23 protein-coding genes are annotated in these 24,531 nt (G+C 54.8%); 3 read left to right on the top strand and 20 right to left on the bottom strand.

Annotated elements, in window-relative coordinates; all coding sequences use genetic code 11:
* Nucleotides 1–3 precede the first annotated feature (3 nt).
* On the top strand, nt 4–273 hold the full coding sequence (yahO, locus tag ACXKZG_RS07045) for a DUF1471 family periplasmic protein YahO (RefSeq protein WP_013203077.1): 270 nt from the start codon (nt 4–6) through the stop codon (nt 271–273).
* 135 nt (nt 274–408) lie between these two features.
* Here the strand turns inward: yahO and ACXKZG_RS07040 are convergent, their stop codons facing one another.
* The 17 genes from ACXKZG_RS07040 to lrhA all read right to left on the bottom strand — a co-directional run bounded on the left by ACXKZG_RS07040 (nt 409) and on the right by lrhA (nt 19,064).
* Nucleotides 409–858 (bottom strand): GNAT family N-acetyltransferase, encoded by a 450-nt coding sequence (locus ACXKZG_RS07040; RefSeq protein WP_013203078.1) that lies wholly within the window; start codon nt 856–858, stop codon nt 409–411.
* A 110-nt stretch (nt 859–968) separates the two neighbouring features.
* Nucleotides 969–2,306 (bottom strand): HdeD family acid-resistance protein, encoded by a 1,338-nt coding sequence (locus ACXKZG_RS07035; RefSeq protein ID WP_488875891.1) that lies wholly within the window; start codon nt 2,304–2,306, stop codon nt 969–971.
* Between the two features lie 115 nt (nt 2,307–2,421).
* The gene (nuoN, locus tag ACXKZG_RS07030) at nt 2,422–3,879 is read right to left on the bottom strand and encodes an NADH-quinone oxidoreductase subunit NuoN (RefSeq protein ID WP_013203080.1); all 1,458 of its coding nucleotides are present in this window, start codon (nt 3,877–3,879) and stop codon (nt 2,422–2,424) included.
* Between the two features lie 6 nt (nt 3,880–3,885).
* Nucleotides 3,886–5,406 (bottom strand): NADH-quinone oxidoreductase subunit M, encoded by a 1,521-nt coding sequence (nuoM, locus tag ACXKZG_RS07025; RefSeq protein WP_013203081.1) that lies wholly within the window; start codon nt 5,404–5,406, stop codon nt 3,886–3,888.
* Between the two features lie 97 nt (nt 5,407–5,503).
* Nucleotides 5,504–7,342, bottom strand: coding sequence for an NADH-quinone oxidoreductase subunit L (nuoL, locus tag ACXKZG_RS07020; protein ID WP_471719850.1), 1,839 nt, complete (start codon nt 7,340–7,342; stop codon nt 5,504–5,506).
* Nucleotides 7,339–7,641 carry an NADH-quinone oxidoreductase subunit NuoK gene (nuoK, locus tag ACXKZG_RS07015; protein WP_034894855.1) on the bottom strand — a complete coding sequence of 101 codons (303 nt, stop codon included), beginning with the start codon at nt 7,639–7,641 and terminating at the stop codon, nt 7,339–7,341. Before nuoK ends, nuoL begins: the two co-directional genes overlap by 4 nt.
* Entirely contained in the window at nt 7,638–8,192 is a 555-nt protein-coding gene (nuoJ, locus tag ACXKZG_RS07010; RefSeq protein ID WP_013203084.1) for an NADH-quinone oxidoreductase subunit J, read from the bottom strand. Before nuoJ ends, nuoK begins: the two co-directional genes overlap by 4 nt.
* 10 nt (nt 8,193–8,202) lie before the next feature.
* Nucleotides 8,203–8,745, bottom strand: a complete 543-nt coding sequence (nuoI, locus tag ACXKZG_RS07005) for an NADH-quinone oxidoreductase subunit NuoI (protein WP_013203085.1) — start codon at nt 8,743–8,745, stop codon at nt 8,203–8,205.
* A 12-nt stretch (nt 8,746–8,757) separates the two neighbouring features.
* A complete protein-coding gene (gene nuoH / locus ACXKZG_RS07000; protein WP_013203086.1) occupies nt 8,758–9,735 on the bottom strand; it encodes an NADH-quinone oxidoreductase subunit NuoH in 978 nt (325 codons plus the stop codon).
* Complete coding sequence (gene nuoG, locus ACXKZG_RS06995; protein WP_134824623.1) at nt 9,732–12,458, bottom strand: NADH-quinone oxidoreductase subunit NuoG; 2,727 nt, start codon at nt 12,456–12,458, stop codon at nt 9,732–9,734. The genes nuoH and nuoG overlap by 4 nt, the downstream gene beginning before the upstream one ends.
* 61 nt (nt 12,459–12,519) lie before the next feature.
* Nucleotides 12,520–13,866 carry an NADH-quinone oxidoreductase subunit NuoF gene (nuoF, locus tag ACXKZG_RS06990; protein ID WP_206403905.1) on the bottom strand — a complete coding sequence of 449 codons (1,347 nt, stop codon included), beginning with the start codon at nt 13,864–13,866 and terminating at the stop codon, nt 12,520–12,522.
* A complete protein-coding gene (gene nuoE, locus ACXKZG_RS06985; RefSeq protein WP_013203089.1) occupies nt 13,863–14,378 on the bottom strand; it encodes an NADH-quinone oxidoreductase subunit NuoE in 516 nt (171 codons plus the stop codon). Before nuoE ends, nuoF begins: the two co-directional genes overlap by 4 nt.
* A gap of 2 nt (nt 14,379–14,380) precedes the next feature.
* On the bottom strand, nt 14,381–16,180 hold the full coding sequence (gene nuoC, locus ACXKZG_RS06980; protein WP_488875890.1) for an NADH-quinone oxidoreductase subunit C/D: 1,800 nt from the start codon (nt 16,178–16,180) through the stop codon (nt 14,381–14,383).
* 160 nt (nt 16,181–16,340) lie between these two features.
* Nucleotides 16,341–17,015, bottom strand: a complete 675-nt coding sequence (locus tag ACXKZG_RS06975; protein WP_013203091.1) for a NuoB/complex I 20 kDa subunit family protein — start codon at nt 17,013–17,015, stop codon at nt 16,341–16,343.
* A 15-nt stretch (nt 17,016–17,030) separates the two neighbouring features.
* On the bottom strand, nt 17,031–17,468 hold the full coding sequence (locus ACXKZG_RS06970; RefSeq protein ID WP_013203092.1) for an NADH-quinone oxidoreductase subunit A: 438 nt from the start codon (nt 17,466–17,468) through the stop codon (nt 17,031–17,033).
* Between the two features lie 265 nt (nt 17,469–17,733).
* Nucleotides 17,734–18,030, bottom strand: coding sequence for a hypothetical protein (locus tag ACXKZG_RS06965; RefSeq protein ID WP_134824624.1), 297 nt, complete (start codon nt 18,028–18,030; stop codon nt 17,734–17,736).
* A gap of 107 nt (nt 18,031–18,137) precedes the next feature.
* A complete protein-coding gene (gene lrhA / locus ACXKZG_RS06960) occupies nt 18,138–19,064 on the bottom strand; it encodes a transcriptional regulator LrhA (RefSeq protein ID WP_013203095.1) in 927 nt (308 codons plus the stop codon).
* 1,011 nt (nt 19,065–20,075) lie between these two features.
* On the opposite strand from lrhA, the gene ACXKZG_RS06955 reads away from it, so the two are divergent.
* Together ACXKZG_RS06955 and yfbR are read left to right on the top strand one after the other, a co-directional pair.
* The gene (locus ACXKZG_RS06955; protein ID WP_013203097.1) at nt 20,076–21,290 is read left to right on the top strand and encodes a pyridoxal phosphate-dependent aminotransferase; all 1,215 of its coding nucleotides are present in this window, start codon (nt 20,076–20,078) and stop codon (nt 21,288–21,290) included.
* 108 nt (nt 21,291–21,398) lie between these two features.
* Complete coding sequence (gene yfbR / locus ACXKZG_RS06950; RefSeq protein WP_013203098.1) at nt 21,399–21,995, top strand: 5'-deoxynucleotidase; 597 nt, start codon at nt 21,399–21,401, stop codon at nt 21,993–21,995.
* A gap of 2 nt (nt 21,996–21,997) precedes the next feature.
* On the opposite strand, the gene ACXKZG_RS06945 is transcribed toward yfbR, so the two are convergent.
* The 3 genes from ACXKZG_RS06945 to ACXKZG_RS06935 all read right to left on the bottom strand — a co-directional run bounded on the left by ACXKZG_RS06945 (nt 21,998) and on the right by ACXKZG_RS06935 (nt 24,516).
* Nucleotides 21,998–23,269 carry an SLC13 family permease gene (locus tag ACXKZG_RS06945; protein ID WP_488875889.1) on the bottom strand — a complete coding sequence of 424 codons (1,272 nt, stop codon included), beginning with the start codon at nt 23,267–23,269 and terminating at the stop codon, nt 21,998–22,000.
* Nucleotides 23,270–23,347: 78 nt separating this feature from the next.
* On the bottom strand, nt 23,348–24,007 hold the full coding sequence (locus tag ACXKZG_RS06940; protein WP_346594028.1) for a sugar phosphatase: 660 nt from the start codon (nt 24,005–24,007) through the stop codon (nt 23,348–23,350).
* A 14-nt stretch (nt 24,008–24,021) separates the two neighbouring features.
* Nucleotides 24,022–24,516 (bottom strand): YfbU family protein, encoded by a 495-nt coding sequence (locus tag ACXKZG_RS06935; RefSeq protein WP_013203101.1) that lies wholly within the window; start codon nt 24,514–24,516, stop codon nt 24,022–24,024.
* Between the last annotated feature and the right edge of the window lie 15 nt (nt 24,517–24,531).

The raw sequence follows: 24,531 nt of genomic DNA, 5'->3' as shown, positions 1-24,531 counted from the left end.
CCGATGAAGAAGATCGTTCTTGGCGTCGTGTTATGTGCATTTTCGATCAGTTCATTTGCTGCAGAATTGATGACGAAAAATGAGTTTAAAAAGGTTCATGACCAATATACCAAAGTAGGAAGTGTCACCACCGCAGGTGAGACCAGCGCTGCCGATGCCAAAACCGAACTGTCGAAAATGGCAGATGATAAAGGCGGCGACATCTATGTCCTGACCTCAGGAAATACCAATAAAAAGGTCCACGCTACGGCTGATGTTTACAAGAAAAAGTAACCGTCTCAACATTTCACTGAGAATGCCTGCTGCGTTAAGACAACCAATCGGGCATTCTCAGCCATCAACGCCCCTTTTCTCCCGCCGTTCCTGACCTTATCTTCGTTCCAGTCAGCGCTCAGGGACGTGTTGTGTCTATTTTTGCATATCAATGTGCGGGATATTATCTTCCAGATATTCTTCGCTGACCGGCTCAAAACCAAACCGACCATAGAAATCCTGCAGGTGGGCCTGCGCCGACAGGAAGATTTTGTGCTGCGGCCAGAAATGCTCGCAGGTGGCAACGGCCTGTTCCATCAGACGGTGCCCCAGACTCAGCCCCCGGGCTTCGCTTGAGACAATCACTCTGCCAATCTTCACCGGCTTGTCCGCCGACTCTGGCGCGAGGATGCGGGCATAGGCCAGCAGTTGCTGATCGAATATCGCCAGCAGATGGCGGTTCTCGCCCTGTAAATCAGCCCCGTCAAGATCCTGATACGGACAATTCTGTTCCACCACAAACACCGCATTCCGCAGCGCCAGCAGCTGATAAAGCTGAGCCACGCTCAGCTCACTGTGGTGTAGATCCTGCCAGTACACTTCCATACTCTCTGCTCCATTATTCAGACATCTCAATAATGTACAGGTTTCTTTGCCAGAACACTGCTGCCCACTTAACAAGATTTCTTGCAGGCCACGACAGTCAGAACTTGTGGTTACATCGGGGTGTTATCCGATTTGAGTTTCTTACTCACCGCCCGCCGTAATGCCACCGCCTCGCCCAGCCGCTTATGCCAGGCGCGGCTCGTTTCGGGCTCGATCACCCTTTTCAGCAGCAGGACATAATCATGGACCAGCCCCGGCGTCCAGGTCATCTCTTCTGCCCTGCCCCTGACCAATCCGAGTAGCCAGAAGTTCGGGTCACACAGCATTCTCAGCCCGACCAGGGTTCTGTTGCCCAGCACTCCTTCAATCGCCACATCCAGCGCGTGGATCACCGTGGTTGAGCAGTTGCGCGAGGTGAGATTATAGGTGGTATCCGTCGCGTAGCGCTGCCAGTAGTTTTTTAACGCCTCAGCATTATAAATGCGAAAAGCGATCAGCCGGTCCGGTGCGCACCAGGCCACAATTTCCTCAGGCAGCGAGGGTAAAAACCGGCCGGGAACATCATTCTCTTCGCCGGCCCGGAGCACGGCACGGAAATTCCCGCTGTCGCGGTCAATCAGCTGCAGCGGGTAATGGCTGATATACAGCTCCCCCATCTCCAGCGCGGCATGTCCGGTCGAGATCACCCCATGCTGATCGACGGCGGCAATATAGCGATCGATAACCAGCCGTCGATCCTTGACCACCGACGATCCCACCGGCGTCCAGACATGAATATTGAGCGGCGTGACCGCCGGCCGGTGGGGGAAAGGAGGATGGATATAATCGGTTGATTGCTGGCCACGCATTCCCTGAGCAGTGAACAGAGGCAGCGACATCACCGAGGCGTTCTCCCCTAACAGCCAGACATTCCGCGCCATCACCAGCAGCGAATAGCCGGACATCAGCAGCAGAAGGGCAAAGCACAACGGAACCGTGATGTGATGATGGAACGGCCAGTTGCTGAAGACGATCAGACTGAGGACGATTTCGATGCTGCCAATCAGCACCCCTCTACGCCATTGCCGGCCTTGTAGTACCAGCGAAGAGGCAATCCGAAACAGGCCATCGCCTAGAAAGGCTACGCCAAACAGTAACGATGCCAGCAGGTTATTATCCCAGGGCACGTCAAACACCAAGAACGCAATAAACAGAAATCCAACGCCTTTTGCCAGCGCAGGAAGATAAACGCGGGTGCCAATCAGCCAGCCGGACAGAAGCTGCACAATGCCCTCTACTACCAGCAAGATGGCCAACGTATCCAGCGGCACTGAAAGACGTCCATCCCCGGCCATATCGATAAAAATTGCCACGGAGAGCGCAATCAGCAGCAGCCCCATCACGGCGAGCAGCAGCCATCGGGGGCGCAGCGCGCGGGCGCCCATCAGCAAAAAGATCAGTCTTATCACCCGCCGTCTCCGCAAGGAACGATGTTTTAAAGCTAGCATGCGGCGCGCTATTTACCCGAACGCAGGCGAAAAAAAACGGGCTCATATGAGCCCGTTTTTCGGTGGTCAACGTTGATTACATCAACGGTTGCGCCATCTGCACCAGCGAAATCAGTGGCTGAGGATAGATACCCAGCAGCAGCACCATAATCGCGGAAATCAGCACCACCACACCACCGGCCGTAAAGGCCCAGTTAGCCGGTGTATCACGCTGCAACAGCTCTGGCGGATTCAGGTACAGGCTGACGGTAACGCGCAGATAGTAATAAAGACCAATCGCACTACCGACCACAACCGCACCCGTCAGCCACCACAGGTGTGCACCGACACCGACTGCGATGATGTAGAACTTACCAATAAAGCCCAGCGTCATCGGGATACCGGCCAGTGACAGCATCATCACCGTCATCACCGCTGACAGGATTGGACGGTGCCAGAAAAGACCACGGTAAGAGTACAGCGAGTCAGCATCCGGCCCACGGTATGGGCTGGACATCAGGCTGACCACGCCAAATGCACCGAGGCTGCTGAACAGGTAACCGGCCAGGTAAACACCGGTAGCTTCCAGCGACATCTGATGCGTCTGAATCGCAATCAGCGCCACCAGCAGATAACCGAGGTGAGCGATGGACGAGTAACCCAGCAGACGCTTAATGTTGCTCTGCGAGATCGCCATCAGGTTACCAAACAGAATCGAGGCCACCGCGATAATCGCCAGTACCGTCCGCACGGCTTCGCTATCCGCCACCGGCGCATAGAGGAACAGGCGCATCACCACACCGAAGATGGCAATTTTGCTGGCGGTTGCCAGGAAAGTTGATACCGGTGCAGGCGCACCCTGGTAGACATCCGGCGTCCACAGCTGGAAAGGCACCAGCGACAGCTTGAAGCCCAGACCGACAATCATCATCCCCAGACCCGCCAGCAACAGCGGCGCATGGATAATGCCGTCGTTCAGGCTCTTGCCCAGTGCCACAAAGCTCAGGTTACCGGAATCTGCGTAAATCAACGCCATACCGAACAGCAGGAAGGACGATGCCACGGCAGACATGATGGTGTATTTGATACTGGCTTCCAGCGAGCGTTTTTGCTGGAAGGCATAGCCGACCAGGCCGAACAGCGGCAGGGAAATCAGTTCAATGCCGATAAACAGCGACGCCATATGATTGGCGCTGGCCAGCACGATGCCGCCCATTGCAGCAATCAGCACCAGCAGATAGAACTCTTCGCGGTTATCCGGGTAGCCCGCCAGCCATGGATAAGCAAAGGTGCAGGTCGCCAGGCTGGCAAGGATCACCAGTCCGGTATACAGCATCGAATACCCATCCACACGCAGCAGCGGCGTGACGTCCATCGGGCCAGCCTGGCCGACAAAGTACAGCGAGAACAGCGCAATGTTCAGGCCAATCACCGCCAGCGTGGCATTGACGAAGTGGTTGCGTCGCCACGCAATGGACAGCATCACAACTACCACCGTCAATCCGACGATCAGCAGCGGCAGAAGCGCGATCAATTGTTGAGGAGTTATTGTCATGGCGAATTACGGCCTTGTAGTTGTAATTGAAGCGGTATACCACTGCTGAATGTTACTCATCGCAGCATGTGAGGTGTCCAGAATCGGCTGTGGATAAACACCCAGCAGCACCAGCAGAACCACCAGCACCATAATCATCAGGAACTCACGGGCATTCATGCCGCGCAGAGGCGTTTCTGATTTTGGTGCGCCGTAATAAGCACGTTGCATCATGACCAGCGAGTAAACAGACGCGAACACCAGACCGAAGGTCGCGATAACGATAGTCACCGGCACGGTTTTGAAGCTTCCGGTCAGGATCATAAATTCCCCGACGAAGTTACCCGTGCCTGGCATACCCAGGTTAGCAACCGCGAAGAACAGTGACAGACCCGGTAACCATTTGATGCGTGACCACAGGCCGCCCATCTGACGCATATCACGGGTATGCAGACGCTCATACAGCTGACCACAAAGGATGAACAGTGCAGCGGCCGACAGACCGTGAGCAATCATCTGCACCACTGCGCCCTGGAACGCCAGCTGGCTGCCGGTGTAGATAGCAATCAGCACGAAGCCCATGTGCGAAATGGAGGTGTAGGCAATCAGACGCTTAATGTCGTACTGCGAGAACGCCATCCACGCGCCGTAGAAGATACCGATCAGGCCCAGCACCATCGCAATTGGGGCGAAATCGTGCGACGCATTCGGGAACAGCGGCAGGGCGAAACGCAGCAGACCGTAGGCCGCGGTTTTCAACAGGATGCCTGCCAGGTCAACCGAACCGGCGGTTGGCGCCTGACTGTGTGCATCCGGTAACCAGCCGTGCAGCGGAACCACCGGCATTTTCACCGCGAAGGCGATAAAGAAGCCCAGCATCAGCAGATATTCAACGTGCTGCGACATCGGCGTTTTCAACAGCTCTTCGTAGTTGAAGGTCCAGACGCCGGTCGCGTTGTAATGCACAAACACCAGGCCCAGAATCGCAATCAACATAATCAGGCCGCTGGCCTGGGTATAGATGAAGAACTTGGTCGCTGCGCTGATACGCGTTTTACCGTCCGATGCTTTGTGACCCCACAAGGCGATCAGGAAGTACATCGGCACCAGCATCATTTCCCAGAAGAAGAAGAACAGGAACATGTCGATGGCAAGGAACACGCCGATCACGCCGCCGAGGATCCACAGCAGGTTCAGGTGGAAGAAGCCCTGCCATTTTTCAATTTCATTCCACGAACAGAGGATCGCCATCACGCCCAGCAGGCCAGTCAGCACCACCATCAGCAGTGAGAGACCATCCAGCGCCAGATGCACGTTAATACCAAAACGTGGGATCCACGAGACGAAGAATTCAGACTGCCACTGCGGAATGCCGGCGGCCTGAGTCAGTGAGTAGCCGCCCTGCAACCAGAGTTGCAATGAGAGCGCCAGCGTCAATCCCATTGAGATCAGGGCTATCCAGCGCGGAACTTTTGCGCCGAAGCGCTCAAGCTGCCAGCAAAGCAGGCCACCGATGAACGGGATTAATATAAGCCAGGGTAATAACATGGCGGTTTTCTTCCCTTCTTTAGTCCCCCGGTCAGGGGAATTTTTTCACAATTCTTTGATGGGGTAAGGCAGACCGCCTTACCCCGCTCACTAACCTTTAGATCGTCATCAGTAGCGCCAGTACCACCACGGCACCCACGCTCATTGACGCGACATACCAGCGCAGATAGCCGTTTTCGCTGACCACCAGCCCTTTGTTCGCCAGACGGGAGAACAGAGCAGGCAGACTCATCAGGCCATCGAGGGGATCGCGTTTCAGCACCCAGGCGACGAACAGATAAGGCTTAACGAACACTTTGTCGTACAGCCAGTCGAAGCCCCAGGCCGCAAACCACCATGTCGAGAAGAAACGACCCGGCGCGCTTTTGGCGATGCTGGTTACCAGCGTGCGTTTGCCTAACCACAGGGCGGCTGCCAGCAGGATACCGACAATGGCCACCACGCCAGAGGTGATTTCCAGTGCCAGCACGCTGCCGTGCGCCAGTTCGGTGGTATCCGGCAGAACGCCTTTCAGCGGTGGCACGATCATTGCGCCAATAAAGGTTGAGAGGACAAGCAGCACAATCAGCGGCAGGTGATGGGTGATCCCTTTGCCGGCATGTGCATGAATTTTCTCTTCGCCATGGAAGGTAATGAAGATCATTCGGAAGGTATACAGCGAGGTCATAAATGCCCCCACCAGACCTGCCACCATCAGCGTCAGATGCCCGTTCGCCAGCGCGCCAGCAAGGATTTCGTCCTTACTGAAGAAGCCAGCGGTAATCAGCGGCAGGGCTGACAGCGCCGCGCCACCCACCAGGAAGCAGACGTAGACCAGCGGGATGCTTTTACGCAGGCCACCCATCTTGAAGATATTCTGCTCGTGATGGCAGGCGAGGATCACCGAACCGGAAGAGAGGAACAGCAGCGCTTTAAAGAACGCATGGGTCATCAGGTGGAAGATCGCCGCATCCCAGGCCTGAACGCCCAGTGCGAGGAACATGTATCCAATCTGACTCATGGTTGAGTAAGCGAGAACGCGTTTGATATCGGTCTGCACCAGCGCAGCAAAACCGGCCAGCACCAGGGTGATCGCGCCGACAATGCCCACTAAATGCAGCACTTCAGGCGTCAGCAGGAACAGACCGTGGCTACGTGCAATCAGATAGACACCGGCGGTCACCATGGTTGCCGCGTGGATCAGCGCCGAAACCGGCGTTGGACCGGCCATCGCATCCGCCAGCCACGTTTGCAGCGGCAGCTGTGCTGATTTACCCACGGCACCACCCAGCAGCATCAACGTTGCCCACTGCAACATATGATTGTCTGCAGCGAAGTGCGCAGGCGCCAGCTCGACCATTTCACGGAAGTTCAGCGTACCCAGCTCGTTGTAAAGAATGAACAACGCAAAGGCCAGGAACACGTCACCTACACGGGTGATGATGAAAGCTTTCATCGCCGCCGCGCCGTTTTTCGGGTCGGTGTAATAGAAGCCAATCAGCAGGTAAGAGCAGAGGCCCACCCCTTCCCAACCCAGATACATCAGCATCAGGTTATCGGCCAGTACCAGAACCACCATGCTGGCGATAAACAGGTTGGTATAGGCGAAGAAGCGGGAATAGCCCTCTTCCCCACGCATATACCAGGAGGCGAACATGTGGATAAAGAAGCCCACACCGGTCACCACCGACAACATGGTCAGCGACAGGCCGTCCAGGGTGAAGTTGACGTCGATCTTAAAGTTGCCAACCTGCATCCAGGTCCACAGTGCCTGCGTGTAAGGCGCCTGACCCTGACTGAAGAAGTCCATGCCAACGAAGACCGTAGTTAGCGCCGCCAGACCGACGGAACCCATACCCACAGTGGCCGAAAGATTTTCTGACCAGCGGCCGCGAGAAAAGGCCAGCAGCAGAAAGCCAATCAGCGGAAAAAGTACTGTTAAATAGAGAAGATTCATCCGCGCATCTCGCTCACTTTATCAATGTTCAGGTTCTGGCTGCGACGATGGAGCTGAAGCAGCAGCGCCAGACCAATACTGGCCTCGGCAGCAGCAAGGCTGATCGCCAGGATATACATCACCTGTCCGTCTGCCTGTCCCCAGTAGCTGCCCGCGACCACGAACGCCAGTGCTGCGGCGTTAATCATGATTTCAAGGCTAATCAACATAAACAGCAGGTTACGACGGATTACCACGCCCGTCAGTCCAAGGACAAACAGGATGGCTGCCAGAATCAGGCCGTGTTGAAGAGGGATCATGCGCGTTCCTCCTTGTTGCTTTTCGGTGCGTCACCCGGACGGTTGCTCAGGACTTCGCCCTGACGCTGTTCGCGTCCGATGTGGTAAGCCACCACCAGACCCGCCAGCAGCAGCATGGAAGCCAGTTCAACCGCCAGAACATAAGGACCAAACAGGCTGATGCCGACCGCTTTCGCGTCGATCATCGTGCCATCAATGCCCTGGTCGTTAACGGAGCGGATGGCGTAAATCATCACGCCCAGCAGCACCAGCGACAGGACGCCGGGTCCGATCCACACGGTCGGTTTCAGCCACTCGCGTTCCTGCGCTTGCACGCTCTCACCGAGGTTCAGCATCATGACCACAAAGACGAACAGAACCATGATCGCACCGGCATAAACGATGATTTCCAGCGCACCGGCAAAGTAAGCCCCGAGCGAGAAAAACACCCCGGCAACGGCCAGCAGGGAGATGATCAGATACAGCAGTGCGTGGACCGGGTTGGTGTGGGTGATAACACGCAACGTTGTCAGCACCGCCACCAGTCCGCAAAGATAAAAAGCAAATTCCATGCCTGGCTCCTTAAGGTAACAAGCCCTTGACGTCGATAGGTTTGGCTTCGTTTTCAGCGTCGCCCTTGTCTTTCCCGTCGATCGCCATACCCGCCATCCGGTAAAAGTTATATTCCGGGTATTTACCCGGGCCGGAAATCAGCAGGTTTTCTTTTTCGTACACCAGATCCTGACGCTTAAACTCGCCCAGTTCGAAGTCTGGGGTAAGCTGAATCGCAGTGGTCGGGCAAGCCTCTTCACACAGGCCACAGAAGATGCAGCGCGAGAAGTTGATACGGAAAAATTCTGGATACCAGCGTCCATCCTGCGTTTCTGCTTTCTGCAACGAAATACAGCCAACCGGACAGGCTACCGCACACAGGTTACAGGCTACGCAGCGTTCCTGGCCGTCCGGATCGCGGGTTAACACGATACGGCCACGGTAACGTGGCGGCAGGTAAACCGGCTCTTCCGGATACATCATGGTTTCACGCTTGGCGAACGCGTTCATCCCAATCAGGAAGATACTGCGAACCGTGGTGCCGAATCCCACCACCAGGTCTTTTAATGTCATTATCTTTACCCCTTACTGCGCGTTGTAAAGAATCACTGCGGCAGTTGCCAGCAGGTTCAACAGCGTCAACGGCAAACAAACTTTCCAGCCGAACGACATCACCTGGTCATAGCGTGGGCGCGGTAACGCAGCACGGATCAGAATGAACATCATCATGAAGAACGCCGTTTTGATGGCGAACCAGATAACCGGTGGCAACCATGGGCCGTTCCAGCCGCCGAAGAACAGCGTTACGATCAGCGAAGAAACCGTCACGATACCGACATACTCACCAACGAAGAACAGGCCGAACTTCATACCGGCATATTCAATGTGGTAACCGTCGGCCAGTTCCTGCTCGGCTTCCGGCTGGTCAAATGGATGACGGTGACATACCGCAACGCCGGCAATGGCGAAGGTCAGGAAGCCGAGGAACTGTGGCACGATATTCCACAAATGTTGCTGGCTGTTGACGATATCGACCATATTGAACGAACCGGCCTGCGCGACAACGCCCATCAGCGACAGGCCGAGGAACACTTCGTAGCTCAGTGTCTGTGCCGAGGCACGCATCGCGCCCAGCAGGGAGTATTTGTTGTTACTGGACCAGCCAGCAAACAGCACCGCATACACCGCCAGACCCGCCATCATCAGGAAGAACAACAGACCGATATTCAGGTCCGCGCCCATCCAGGTGGAGGTGACCGGCACGATAGCCATCGCCAGCAGTAAAGAGGTAAAGGCAATCATTGGCGCCAGGGTAAAGATCACCCGGTCGGTAAACGGCGGCGTCCAGTCTTCTTTGAAGAACATTTTGATCATGTCCGCCACCAGCTGAAGCGAGCCGCCCCAGCCAACGCGGTTTGGTCCGTAACGGTTCTGGAACAGACCAAGCAGACGACGTTCGCCAAAGCTCATAAATGCGCCACAGCCAACCACCACAAACAGGATCACTAACGCTTTACCTACGGCAATCAGAACATCGATAACTTCCGGTGTCAGCCAGCTCATTGTGCCGCCTCCTGCAGATTGTCAATGTTGGCACCCAACAGGAATGGCGGGATACCCGGCAGACCTAATGGCAGACCAACCTGCCCTGCCTGCAACGTGTCAGAGAAACGCACGGGAAGACGCAGGGTTTCACCGGCACAGCTGAACTCGACTTCCGTCCCGGCATTGACGCCAAGCGTTGCCGCATCCGCCGGGTTCACCATCACATACGCCTCAGGCATACGCTGCTGGATCACGCCGGAGCGCTGGGTCATCTCTTCGCTGCCGAACAGGTGGAAGTAAGGCGCGACGCGGAAGTTATTTGCCTGACCGGCAAACACCTCGGGAACCGCATCAAACCAGTCCAGCTGCGCATCGCCGGCTTCAAACAGACGCACGCCCGGATCGCCGTTACGCAGTTTTCCGCCCACTTCGTCCTGGAATTTGTTCCAGGCCTGTGGGGAGTTCCAGCCTGGCGCCCAGGCAAACGGGATCTGCGAACGGGCGGCAGATGGCTGGTTGTTCCCTTCCATGGAGAAGGCGAACATGGTGTCTTTGTCCTGCGGCTGACGCGGTTCGTGCACGCTGATATTGGCGCGCATCGCGGTACGACCACTTGAACGCGCCGGGGAACGGGCCAGTTTCTGACCACGAATACGGAAGCTGGCATCCGGTGCCGCGTCCTTGATCCCCGCCAGCTGCGGCAGTGCCGCAATACAGGCATCAATCACGTGATCCAATTGGGTCCAGTCCGGCTGACGGCTGGTGATGGTGCTGGAGAGCGAGTGCAGCCAGCGCCAGCTTTCCAGCATTTCAACGGTGGTGTCATAGTAAGCCGGGTCATAAACCTGGAAGAAGCGCTGTGCGCGGCCTTCCTGATTCACTACGGTGCCATCGCTTTCCGCGAAGCTGGCCGTGGAGAGGATCAAACCGGCTTTTTCCGTGGTCGCTGTCCGCTGGTGATCGATGACGATCACGTTGGAGACATTGCTCAGCGCCGCATCAACTTTCGCTTTCGGTGCCTGACGATAAAGGTCGTTTTCCAGCACGATAACCGCATCGGCTGCGCCGCTTTCCAGTTCGTCCAGCGCCGTTTCCAGTGGGTTACCGCCAATCAGGCCGAGGCCAACGCTGTTTGCCGCACCGGCCAGCAGCGTGATACCCACGTCCGATCCGCGTCCTTTCAGCGCTTTCGCCACGTTGGCCGCCGCCTGAATCATCGCTTCGCTGCCCGCATGAACGCCAGAGATAATCAGTGGCTTTCTTGCGCCGGCCAGCGCCTGAACGATCACATCAATTTTGCCTGCCAGTGAACGATCGATGCCGCTCACCGCCGGTGCCGTTTCGTCCAGCGCGTTAGCGATCGCGAAACCTAAACGCGCCTGATCTTCGACCGGCGCGCAGTAGGTCCACGCGGCGATGTCATCCAGACGGGTTTTATCGACATTAGTGACGAACAGCGGATGCTTGGCGTTCTGACCGATGTTGAGGATCGCCGCGATCTGCCAGTCTGCCACTTTCTGTGCCGCTGCCATCTCACGCGATTTCCCTTTCACCGCCTGACGCACCGAGAGCGCAACGCGCGCACCGACCTGAGTCAGATCTTCGCCGAGCACCAGCACCGCATCGTAGCTTTCAATTTCACGCAGCGCCGGGGTGTGGACACCACTGTCGCGCAGTACGTTCAGCATCAGCTCCAGACGCGCCTGCTCGGCTGCCGGAATACCGGTGGAAAAGTTTGCGGCACCGACCAGCTCACGCAGCGCAAAGTTGCTCTCTACGCTGGCACGCGGTGAACCGATACCGATTACTTTCTTCGCCTGACGCAACACGTCTGCGGCACCCTGCATGGCCTGATCGGCGTTCAGCGCGATCCAGTCATTGCCGCGGCGCTGCATAGGATGGCGTGGACGATCTTTCAGGTTCACATAGCCATAACCAAAGCGGCCACGGTCACAGAGGAAGTAGTGGTTGATGACGCCGTTATAGCGGTTCTCGATGCGGCGAATTTCGCCATAACGCTCACCCGGGCTGGTGTTACAACCGATGCTGCACTGCTGGCAGATGCTTGGGGCGTACTGCATGTCCCATTTACGGTTATAACGCTCTGAGTGCGTTTTATCGGTGAACACGCCGGTTGGGCAGACTTCGACCAGGTTACCGGAGAATTCGCTTTCCAGCGTACCGTCTTCCGGGCGACCGAAGTAGACGTTGTCGTGAGCGCCATAGACGCCCAAATCGGTGCCGTCGGCATAATCTTTGTAGTAACGCACGCAGCGATAACAGGCGATACAGCGGTTCATTTCATGGGAAATGAACGGGCCGAGATCCTGATTACGGTGAGTACGTTTAGTGAAGCGGTAGCGACGGAAGCTGTGGCCGGTCATCACGGTCATATCCTGAAGGTGGCAGTTACCGCCCTCTTCGCAGACCGGACAATCGTGTGGGTGGTTGGTCATCAGCCACTCCACCACGCTTTCGCGGAACTCTTTCGCTTCGCCATCGTCAATCGAGATGAACGTCCCGTCGGACGCTGGTGTCATACAGGACATCACCAGGCGACCACGGGTATCTTCGGCATTCTGGAATTGCTTCACCGCACACTGGCGGCAGGCACCGACGCTACCGAGCGCCGGGTGCCAGCAAAAATAAGGAATATCTAAGCCGAGGGAGAGGCAAGCCTGAAGCAGGTTGTCCGCACCATCAACATCATATTCTTTACCGTCTACATGAATTGTAGCCATAGTGAACATGCTTCCGTAAGGCTCGTCTGAGACGAGCGTTAATCAATTCAAATCTGCAGTGTTACCAGCGCGCCTTTAACAGGTTTGGCTGGATACCGGCAATCGCGTGCGCATTGCTGTAGACCTGAGGCGCGATACCCGCCTCAAACTCTTCGCGGAAATATTTGATCGCGCTTTGCAGTGGCTCTACTGCACCTGGCGCGTGCGCACAGAAGGTTTTACCCGGGCCGAGCTGGCGGCAAAGTTGCAGCAGGGTTTCGATATCGCCCGGCTGCCCTTCTTTGCGCTCCAGCGCGCGGAGGATTTTCACACTCCACGGCAGGCCGTCACGGCATGGCGTACACCAGCCGCAGGATTCACGGGCAAAAAACTCTTCCAGGTTACGCACCAGCGACACCATGCCGATTTCGTGATCGACGGCCATCGCCAGCGCCGTTCCCAGACGGCTTCCGGCTTTACCAATGCTGGCAAACTCCATCGGCAGGTCGAGATGAGATTCGGTCAGGAAGTCTGTCCCTGCACCGCCTGGCTGCCAGGCTTTGAATTTCAGGCCATCGCGCATGCCGCCGGCGTAATCCTCAAGGATCTCACGGGCGGTGGTGCCAAACGGCAGCTCCCAAACGCCTGGGTTTTTTACCCGGCCGGAGAAGCCCATCATTTTGGTGCCGGTGTCATCGCTGGTTGAAATGCCTTTGTACCACTCAACGCCGTTGGCGAGGATCGCCGGAACGTTGGACAGGGTTTCCACGTTGTTCACGCAGGTCGGCTTGCCCCAGGCACCTGCAGATGCAGGGAATGGCGGCTTGGAGCGCGGATTAGCGCGACGTCCTTCCAGCGAGTTAATCAGCGCGGTTTCTTCACCACAGATATAACGGCCCGCACCGGTGTGAACGATCAGCTCGAAGTCAAAACCGGTTCCGAGAATATTTTTCCCGAGGTAACCGGCTTCGGTCGCTTCCGCAATCGCCCGACGTAAGTTCACTGCCGCTTCGATGTATTCGCCGCGCAGGAAGATGTAGCCACGGTAGGTTTTCAGCGCGAATGCACTGATCAGCATGCCTTCCACCAGCTGATGCGGCATTTGCTCCATCAACAGACGGTCTTTATAGGTGCCCGGCTCCATTTCATCGGCGTTACACAGCAGGTAACGGATGTTCATGGATTCGTCTTTCGGCATCAGGCTCCACTTCAAACCGGTTGAGAAGCCTGCGCCACCGCGACCTTTCAGGCCGGAGTCTTTTACCGCTGCCACAATTTCATCCTGTGACATGGTTTTCAGCGCTTTATCCGCACCGGCGTAACCGTTTTTGCTGCGGTATTCGTCAAAGAACACCGGCTGCTTGTCGTCACGCAGACGCCAGGTCAGCGGATGCATTTCGGCAGTACGAATGATCTGTTTGAATGTCATTGATACTGCTCCAGTAAGTTGACGATGTTTTCCGGCGTCAGGTGAACGTGCGTATCTTCGTCCACCATCATCGTCGGGCCCTTGTCACAGTTGCCGAGGCAGCAGGTTGGCAGCAGCGTAAAGCGGCCATCCGCCGTGGTCTGGCCAGGTTTGATATTCAGGTTGTCTTCTAACGCGGCCTGAATGCCCTGGAAACCGGTGATGTGGCACACCACGCTGTCGCAATAGCGGATCACGTGACGGCCGACCGGCTGACGGAAGATCTGGCTGTAAAACGTTGCCACGCCTTCAACATCACTGGCTGGAATGCCCAGCACATCAGCAATGGCATGGATCGCGCCATCCGGCACCCAGCCACGCTGTTTCTGCACAATTTTCAGTGCTTCAATCGACGCGGCGCGGGCATCTTCGTAATGGTGTTTCTCATGCTCGATAGCGTCACGTTCCAACGTGCTCAGCACAAAAGCGTTGTTGTCCTCGATCGTTTCGATCGCAATTCTTTGATCGTGCATAATTAGCGGTCCACGTCTGACATAACAAAATCGATACTACCGAGGTATACGATCAGATCGGATACCAGGCTGCCGTTGATCACTGACGGGATCTGCTGCAGGTGCGGGAAGCTCGGCGTACGCACACGGGTGCGGTAGCTCATGGTGCTGCCGTCGCTGGTCAGGTAGTAACTGTTGATCCCTTTCGTCGCTTCAATCATCTGGAAGGATTCGTTGGCCGGCATCACCGGGCCCCACGACACCTGCAGGAAGTGAGTAATCAGGGTTTCGATATGCTGCAGCGTGCGCTCTTTCGGTGGCGGCGTTGTCAGCGGGTGATCCGCTTTGAACGGGCCTTCCGGCATGTTGTTCAGACACTGTTCAAGAATGCGCAGACTCTGGCGCATCTCTTCCATCTTCAGCATCACACGGGTGTAAGCACAGCTCACGCCATCGCCAATCGGAATTTCGAAGTCGAAGTTTTCGTAGCCGGAGTACGGACGCCATTTACGCACGTCGAAGTCCAGACCCGTCGCACGCAGACCGGCGCCGGTGGTGCCCCAGGCTAGCGCTTCTTCCATGTTGTAGGCAGAAACGCCTTTCGAACGGGCGATCAGCACCGAGTTTTTCAGTGCGGTTTGCTCGTACGCCTTCAGACGTTTTGGCAGCCAGTTGATGAACTCACGCAGCAGGCCTTCCCAGCCTTTCGGCAGGTCGTGCGCCACGCCGCCAATGCGGAACCAGGCCGGATGCATACGGAAACCGGTGATGGCTTCAACCACGTCGTAAATTTTCTGGCGATCGGTAAAGGCAAAGAACACCGGAGACATCGCCCCAACGTCCTGAATAAAGGTCGAGATATACAGCAGGTGGCTGTTTATACGGAACAGCTCTGAAAGCATCACGCGGATCACGTCAACGCGCTCGGGCACCTTGATACCGGCCAGCTTTTCAACCGCCAGCACGTACGGCATTTCGTTTACGCAACCGCCAAGGTATTCGATGCGGTCAGTGTAAGGAATGTAGCTGTGCCAGGACTGACGTTCGCCCATCTTCTCTGCGCCACGGTGGTGGTAACCCACGTCCGGCACACAGTCGACAATCTCTTCGCCATCCAGTTGCAGAATGATGCGGAAAGCACCGTGCGCTGACGGGTGGTTAGGCCCGAGGTTGAGGAACATAAAGTCCTCAGTCGCGTTGCCCCGCCTCATGCCCCAGTCTTCCGGCTTGAAGGTCATCTGCTCCATCGCCAAATCTTCCGTTTTCTTGGTCAGCTCAAACGGATCGAATTCGGTGGCGCGTGCCGGATAGTCTTTACGCAGCGGATGCCCTTCCCAGTCCTGCGGCATCATTATGCGCGTCAGGTGCGGGTGGCCATCAAAGGTGATGCCGAACATTTCCCAGGTTTCACGCTCATACCAGTTGGCATTGGCGAAAATTTTGGTGACGGTTGGCACATGCAGGTCGTTTTCAGACAACGCCACCTTGAGCATGATGTCACGGTTACGTTCAATGGAAATGAAGTGATAGAAAACGGAAAAATCCGCGGCAGGTAAACCGGCGCGGTGAGTACGAAGACGCTCATCCATCCCATGTAAGTCATACAGCATCACATAAGGTTTTGGCAGCTTGCGTAAGAATTCTACGATCTCCAGCAGCTGTTCACGCTTCACCCACACCACCGGCACGCCGGTACGGGTAGGCTGAACGGTGAAGGCATCAGGCCTAAAACGGTTACGCAGCTCGCCGATCACCGGGTCATCCTGGTGATCACGGGTTTGCCATTCAGGCTGAGCGAGATCTTGCGTGGTCAAATCTGTCATAAGTTGTTCACCCTGTGGGCCTGCAGGCAGGCACTCAGTATTGGCGTCAGGATGGACCGTGCGCGTGTTGTGATTTTTATACGCTGCCGGGCATCCATAAACTGCTCTACCTGCTGTTCTGACGCTGCGAAGGCTCGCAACGTCTTAATGGCGGTAGCGGTTAAATTTCGTCAGGTGTGCGCAGGTTGGTGACGGCAATACGTTCCGCCTGCTTTCTTTCGCGCTCGGACTGCATATTGGCGCGATAAACACCCTGATCGCCCACCACCCACGAGAGCGGACGACGCTCTTTACCAATGGATTCCTGCAGCAGCAGCAGTGCCTGCATGTAGGCTTCTGGGCGCGGTGGGCAACCCGGAATATAGACGTCAACAGGCAGGAACTTATCCACGCCCTGCACCACCGAGTAGATGTCATACATCCCGCCGGAGTTGGCGCAGGCACCCATCGAGATCACCCACTTTGGCTCCAGCATCTGGTCATACAGACGTTGAACTACCGGTGCCATTTTGGTGAAGCAGGTTCCTGCAACCACCATAAAGTCGGCCTGACGTGGCGAGGCACGGATAACTTCCGAACCAAAACGCGCCACGTCGTGCACTGAGGTGAACGAGGTGGTCATTTCGACGTAACAGCAGGAGAGACCGAAGTTAAACGGCCAGAGTGAGTTTTTGCGTCCCCAGTTCACCATGTCGTGCATGGCATGTTCTAACTTGCCCATGTAGACGTTTTGATGAACGTGTTTTTCCAGGGGATCGGTGACGATCTCCTGTTTCTGTAATGGGTAACGGTCATTCTCGCCGTTCGGGTCCGCGCGGGTGAGCGTATAGTCCATCTTTAAGCCTCGCTTTTACTGCGTATGACGGTTGGAATGCGAGATGGTAGTGGGTTTGACAACGACACGACGAGGTGCAGGAGCCCAATCCAGCGCGCGGATCCGCACCAGATAAACCAAACCAGCCAGCAGTACCAAAATGAAAATTGTGGCTTCCACGAAGCCGATCCAGCCGCTTTCACGGATGGCAGTCGACCAGGCGTATAAATAGAGGGCTTCAACGTCGAAGATGACGAAGAACATGGCCACCAGGTAGAACTTGGCAGACATTCGAAGGTGGGTCGTTCCTACCGCAGGGGCTCCGGACTCGAAAGGCGTGTTGGTATAGCGTCCACGGGCTTTTCCGCCTAAAAACCATGCTCCGGCCAACATTGCGCAGCAAAGGCCAATTGCGACGATCAGGAATACGGCAAAAGCCCAGTGATGGGCGATAACTTCAGTAGTTGTAGACATACGCTCTGCTTAACTCAACTCGGGGTGCCCGGTATTCTGCTCTGTAATTGGCAGTTGACCTACCCCATCGATTCAAGGGAAAAATAAAAAACCTTATAAACTTTGCTGACTTTTTTGATTAGGCAGCGATTTTATGTGGTTTTTTACTCCTTTCTATAACCTTCTGTCAACTTTGACAAAAGTATCCACACATTAATTTACACCCGCAGCATTTATTTAACATATGATGCGCAGAAAGTGAGCTAAATCGAGTCAGTTCAGCTTCTCAGTCAAAGTGTAGCGGGTATTTCCCTGTGCGGATCGCGGATTTAACAACGCCTATTTTGGCAGGATTCTGCGGGTTTTCCTTCCCCTTATTGGGGCTATTTTTTTGATCCAGCACACACTTTTGCCTTTTATGAGTTAAAAAGCAGCGCAATTCAGTGCGCAAAATCAATTCACTAAATAGTTTCTTCGCTGACAGAAATTGTCCAAAACAGGGGAAATCTGTCGCGGAGGGTTTTTGCATCAGCAGGGAAATTTGCGGGGAATTTTGCGGCAAAAAAGGGCGAGAAAATTTCAATAAAAAAGCCCTTCAATGCAAAGATGCACTGAAGGGCTTTATTTCCGTAAATAGTTCTTATTAAGCGTTAAAAATTAACAACTAAAAATAAACTTTTACAGCGAAACTTACTCGTCTTCATCCGTCAGCGAAGCGGCATCCTGAGCGGCAAGCGTCAGGTTGTACGGATCGTTGCTTGATTCCATGGCATTGAAGATGGCCAGCGCCAGCTCGTTGTCACTTTCCGGATTACGACACAGCAGGTATTCGGTATCAGGCAGAACCGGCAGACCTTCTGCCGCACCCATTACGCGCAGTTCCGGGCTCATCATCTCAACCGGACGTGCAGTCACGCCCAGACCCGCTTTCACCGCTGCGCGGACGGCCGCAAGAGTGGAAGCAACATAAGAGATGCGCCATGGGATGCCAGCCTCGTTGAGGTGGTCAATGGCCATATCACGGTACGGGCTTGGCTCGTCCAGCAGTACCAGAGGAATCGCTTCCCCGCGCTGGAAGATATAGTCAGCGGCGCAATACCAAAGGGTCGGAGAAGTACGCAATACCTGGAAGGCGAAGTTCATCGGGCTCGAGGTGGTCACAACTAAGTCCACTTCACCCTGATTTAACATCTCCATCATGAACGGATTGCGCTTCACCCGCACATCAATCGCCAGCTTGGGATAGACAGACGTGACGCGGTTCAGCAAGAAAGGCAGGATGGTATCAGACGTATCATCAGAAGCACCGATAGTCAGTACGCCCTGAATATTGCTGTACATCAACGAAGTACAGGCTTCGTCGTTGAAACGAAGGATCTTTCTGGCATAGCCAAGAAGCTGAATACCATGTTCCGTCAGTAATTTATTACGTCCATGTCTGGCAAACAGTTCTTTGCCAACCAGTTGTTCCAGACGCTGCATCTGCTGGCTAACCGCTGATTGCGTTCTGCAAACCGCAGCTGCCGCAGCAGCAAAGGTGTTCAGATCGGCAACAGCAACAAATGTTCTCAGCAGATCGAGGTCAAGATTGAGGATCGGACGATTTGCACTAGTCATGTTTTCTTCACTTTATAAGATTTATACGAACAGCTACCCTGGTGTCATTACCTGCTGTATCAATAGGATACAGTGATAACAATGGCGTAATGCGGTGCGCTGAACTGCACGTTGCACTACTTTTTCTCGCAGACGTCAAAACTCCATCAGCCTGAATGTCCCCGGTATTAACCGCAGGTGGAGCCGATGACAGTTTGTTCCATCTGATACATCACTTCGGTGTGCAGCACTGACTCATAAGAAACAGAAAGCGGCACTAATATGGTCAAATAACGCCGCCAGCCTGACAGTAATGCCTGACTACGGTGCTGATAGTGTAAAAAAACCATGTAAAATTGAAAAACCAGAACGCTGCAGATACAGCGGAAAAATGATAAGCCGTACTTAAGCTTACCGGTGACAGTATACGACGTAATATCACCTGAGAAACCTGCACGCACGGCGCAAGGTCCTCTGGTTATTATCCTGCCATACTGTCGTTTACTTTTTAAGCCCCAATCCTATTATTCTTATCAGTAAAGTAACATTTTATTGGCCGAAGCCCGGCTATCAGGCCTTCCGATACAAAAATTTATCATTCCGTGCCCGGGTGCCTGACTCAAGGTAAAGGTGGACCACTTCGACGCGGGTAACCCCCTGAAAATAGCCCTAAGCCAAACTGATTGATTTTTAACCAGTCAATTAAGACAATTTTGACAGTTACAGAGTTCATCAATCCATCGAATTTTACCAAATTCTTACATATCTAACTCTTTCAAGACCCATTAGTGCCCTTTCGCCTCAATAAGAAGACTCGCGGTTCAGTTTTTAGTTTCAGCATGATGAGAATAGTCAGCATTTTATGCCAACTCATCGGCTGCATCCCTTCCCTCCTCCCGGCCAAAACCGTTTTCTTCCGGTAAGCCACCAAAGCCTGCTGATGCCCTTCAAAAGCACCGCAGACAGGAGTACATTGTGCTGGTTTAGTTTTCCATGGCAGGAAGGCAGTTCTGCAAGTCAAAGGCGAGAGAAATGAATCCAATTGAAAAATCAAGCAAACTGGATAACGTGTGTTACGACATCCGTGGACCGGTGTTAAAAGAAGCAAAGCGTCTTGAGGAAGAAGGCAATAAGGTCCTTAAGCTGAATATCGGCAATCCAGCGCCGTTTGGTTTTGAAGCCCCCGATGAGATCCTGGTAGATGTGATCCGTAATCTGCCGAGCGCGCAGGGTTATTGTGATTCAAAAGGCCTTTACTCCGCCCGGAAAGCCATCGTTCAGCATTATCAGGCGCGCGGTATGCGCGACATGACCGTGGAAGATGTCTATATCGGCAACGGCGTTTCCGAACTGATCGTGCAGTCGATGCAGGCGTTGCTGAATATGGGCGACGAGATGCTGGTTCCGGCACCGGATTACCCACTGTGGACAGCAGCCGTGTCTCTTTCCAGCGGCAAAGCGGTGCATTACCTCTGTGACGAATCCGCCGGCTGGTTCCCGGACCTCGATGATATTCGCAGTAAAATCACCCCACGCACCCGTGGCATCGTGATTATTAACCCCAATAACCCGACCGGTGCGGTTTACAGCAAAGAGCTGTTGATGGAAGTGGTGGAAATCGCACGTCAGCATAATTTGATTATTTTTGCTGATGAGATCTACGACAAAATCCTGTACGACGCGGCACAGCATCATTCTATTGCCACGCTGGCCCCCGACCTGCTGACCATCACCTTTAACGGCCTGTCCAAAACCTATCGCGTGGCCGGTTTCCGCCAGGGTTGGATGGTGCTGAATGGCCCGAAGAAGCACGCGAAAGGCTATATCGAAGGTCTGGAAATGTTGGCATCCATGCGTCTGTGCGCCAACGTGCCTGCACAGCATGCGATTCAGACGGCATTAGGCGGCTACCAGAGCATCAGCGAGTTTATCGTCCCTGGCGGTCGGCTCTATGAGCAGCGCAACCGGGCATGGGAATTGATCAATGAGATTCCAGGCGTCAGCTGCGTTAAGCCTGACGGCGCGCTGTATATGTTCCCAAAAATTGACGCCAAGAAGTTCAATCTGCACGACGACCAGAAAATGGTGCTGGACTTCCTGCTGCAGGAAAAAGTGCTGCTGGTTCAGGGCTCCGCCTTTAACTGGCCGTATCCGGACCATGTCCGAATCGTCACCCTGCCTCACGTTAACGATCTGGAAATGGCCATCAGCAAGTTTGGTCGCTTCCTCGAAGGTTACCGTCAGTAATCTGTAGCAAAACCGCCACTGACGCCGTCATCAGTATGGCGTTATACTGGCAGCTTGGGGAACGGAGCCGTCCGTTCCCCGCAGTCACGCTACAGGAAATCGCCACACATGAACCAGAGCCATTTTTTCGCCCACCTTTCCCGTCTTAAGCTGATCAATCGTTGGCCCCTGATGCGCAACGTGCGCACTGAAAATGTTTCCGAACACAGCCTGCAGGTGGCAATGGTCGCCCATGCGCTGGCGGTGATCAAAAATCAAAAATTCAATGGCAACCTGAATGCTGAACGCATCGCGATGATGGCGATCTATCATGACGCCAGCGAAGTGCTGACCGGTGATTTACCGACGCCGGTAAAGTATTACAACGCGCAGATTGCCCATGAATACAAAAAAATCGAAAAGATTGCCCAGCAAAAGCTGATTGAAATGCTGCCTGAAGAGCTGCGCAATGCTTACCGGCCGTTGCTGGATGAGCATCAGCACAGCGAAGAAGAAAAAGCGATTGTGAAACAGGCTGATGCGCTTTGCGCCTACCTGAAATGTCTGGAAGAACTCTCCGCCGGTAACCATGAATTTCAGCTGGCAAAAGCCCGGCTGGAGAAAACCCTTAGTGAGCGCCACAGCCCGGAAATGGACTACTTTGTTGAGGTGTTTGTCCCGAGCTTCAGCCTGTCGCTGGATGAAATCAGTCAGGATTCGCTGTAGCGTCAGAAGGGAAACAGTACCGGCACCAGCAACACGCTGACCACCATGATCATCAGGGTGAAGGGTACGCCAATTTTGACAAAGTCACTGAAGCGATAGCCGCCAGGGCCCATCACCAGCATGTTCACCGGTGAGGAGACTGGCGTCATAAAGGCGGCGGACGCGGCCACCGCAATAATCAGGGTAAACGGATAGGGAGACAGGCCCATCTGCTGCGCGGCGGCAATCCCGATCGGCGCCATCAGCACCGCCGTGGCGGTGTTGGAAATAAACAGTCCGACGGTGGCGCACAGGATAAACAGGCACAGCAGCATCACATGCGGACTTTTGCCGCCCGCCAGATCCATCAAGCCCTCGACGATCAACGTCACCCCACCGGTTTTCTGCAACGCTAACGCAAACGGCATCATGCCGATAATCAGGATCAGCCCCGGCCACTGAATCGCCCGATAGGCGCTCTCCATATCTATACAGCGGAATTTGCCCATCAGCAGGCAGGCTATTATCGCGGCGATCGGATTCGGAATGGCGTTGGTCAGCATCATCGCCACCATCAGTGCCATGCAGAAAATTGCGTGTGGCGCCTGACTTTTTGCCGGTGCACCCTCCAGGCTATCCACCGCCGTTTTTCTGAAACTCAGCGCTCGGCCTCGGCCTTTCTGCCCAGGATCCGCCAGCCATTTGCGTGCCACCAGCATATAGCCAATGCCAAGGATCAGCGCCACCACACCCACCGGCGTAACGTCGAAGAAACGAAATCCCGTCAGCCCCTCGCGCAGCAATTCGCTGTTTACCACCAGGTTGGGTGGCGTGGCGACCAGCGTCATCATGCCGCTGATCAGACCGGCGAAGCTCAATGGCATCATCAGCCTGGCCGGTGAGCTGCCCATTCTGGCCGACACGCTGAGCACCACCGGAATAAAGATGGCGACCACCCCGGTCGAGCTCATAAAGGCCCCGAGTCCGGCCACCGTCAGCATCAGAAAAACCAGCATTTTCGTTTCGCTACTGCCCGCGACCCTGACCAGCCATTCCCCCATATTCAGCGCGACGCCGGTGCGCACCAGGCCTTCGCCAATCACAAACAGGGCGGCAATAAGAATCACGTTGGGATCGCTGAAACCGAGGGTGGCTTCCTGCAGGGTAAGGGTTCCGCTGAGGACAAAAGCAACGATCACACACAGCGCAATTACATCCATGCGTAATTTGCCGGAGATAAACAACAGAATGGTGATCGCCAGCAGGCTGAGGACCCAAATCAACTCATTGTTCACGGGGATCTCTGTACAGGGGAATGGCGGTACAGATCATCGCATAAAAAAAACCCCGCTATAGCGGGGTTACATCATGTCTTAGTGCTTTCTGTGCACATCAATGCTGCCATCGGCATTTTTGTGGATCACCAATTCTTCCAGCGAATTGAGCAGCATATCGACATCTTCCAGCCTTGGCGATCCGGCCGGTGCGTTGACTGCCACCACATGGCAACCTGCTGCCAGGCCTGAAAGAATGCCGGCTGCGGCATCTTCCACCACCACGCACTCCTCCGGCTCGAGCTCCAGCAACTGTGCGCCGAGCAGATAGGCATCGGGCTCAGGCTTGCCATTCTGCACGCGTTCGGCAGTGACAAAGACTTCCGGCTCCGGCAAACCCGCGGCTTTACGGCGGGCAGACGCCACCGGAACAGAGCCCGAGGTGACGATAGCCCACGGAATATCCAGCTCATTCAATCTGGCCAGCAGCTCAACCGCGCCAGGCAACGCGACGATGCCGTCGGTATCTTCCGCCTCAAGCTTCTCCAGCGCGATGAACTCCTGCTGAATGGCCTCTTCAGAAGAGCCGGCCATAAAGTGGCGCAATGAGGTGATAGCCTGCTTGCCATGAATGAAGTTCAACACTTCTTCGGCTGCGATGCCGTGCCGTGATGCCCAATTAGACCAGGCGCGTTCGACAACCGGTAATGAATCGACCAGCGTGCCGTCCAAATCAAACAGAAAACCTTTACACTTCACGACGCTTTTCCTTCTCAGGCGTTGATGATTTGCGCGATCTCATTCGCACTCAGATGGTACTGCCGCGGACAAGTGTGCCACACAGTCAGCATGCGTTGATACTTTTCCCACATCGGCGTTTGGGCATTAAAGCCATGCGTACCGGAATCAAAATGGGTGTAGCGCCCTTCCACATTCACCATAAAGCGCACATAGCCGAGATATCGGGCTTCTGTGGCGGCATCAAAACCGAGGAAGGTCAGGCGGCGTTCTTCAATGACGGTGGGATCTTTCAGATTTGTCCAGGACACATGCAGCGCGTGATGCAGCTCCATAATATCGATAATGCTGCGGCAAACTGCTTCGGTCAGCTCGCCAAATTCGCGGTCCAGCTCACGCATCTGCAAGCCGTAGCCTCGCTCAATAATGGTTTGCTGACGGCGATAGCGCTCGGCATTATCGGGATCAAGCATGGTCATCATTTTGTACTGATTAGAGAGGATCAAACGCTGGGCATTGGTCATTTCCATCATTAACTCCTGTGC

Source organism: Erwinia sp. 2186 (genome assembly GCF_057812255.1).
Note: the sequence above shows the minus strand (reverse complement) of the source record. Positions and strands in the feature narration are given on the sequence as shown.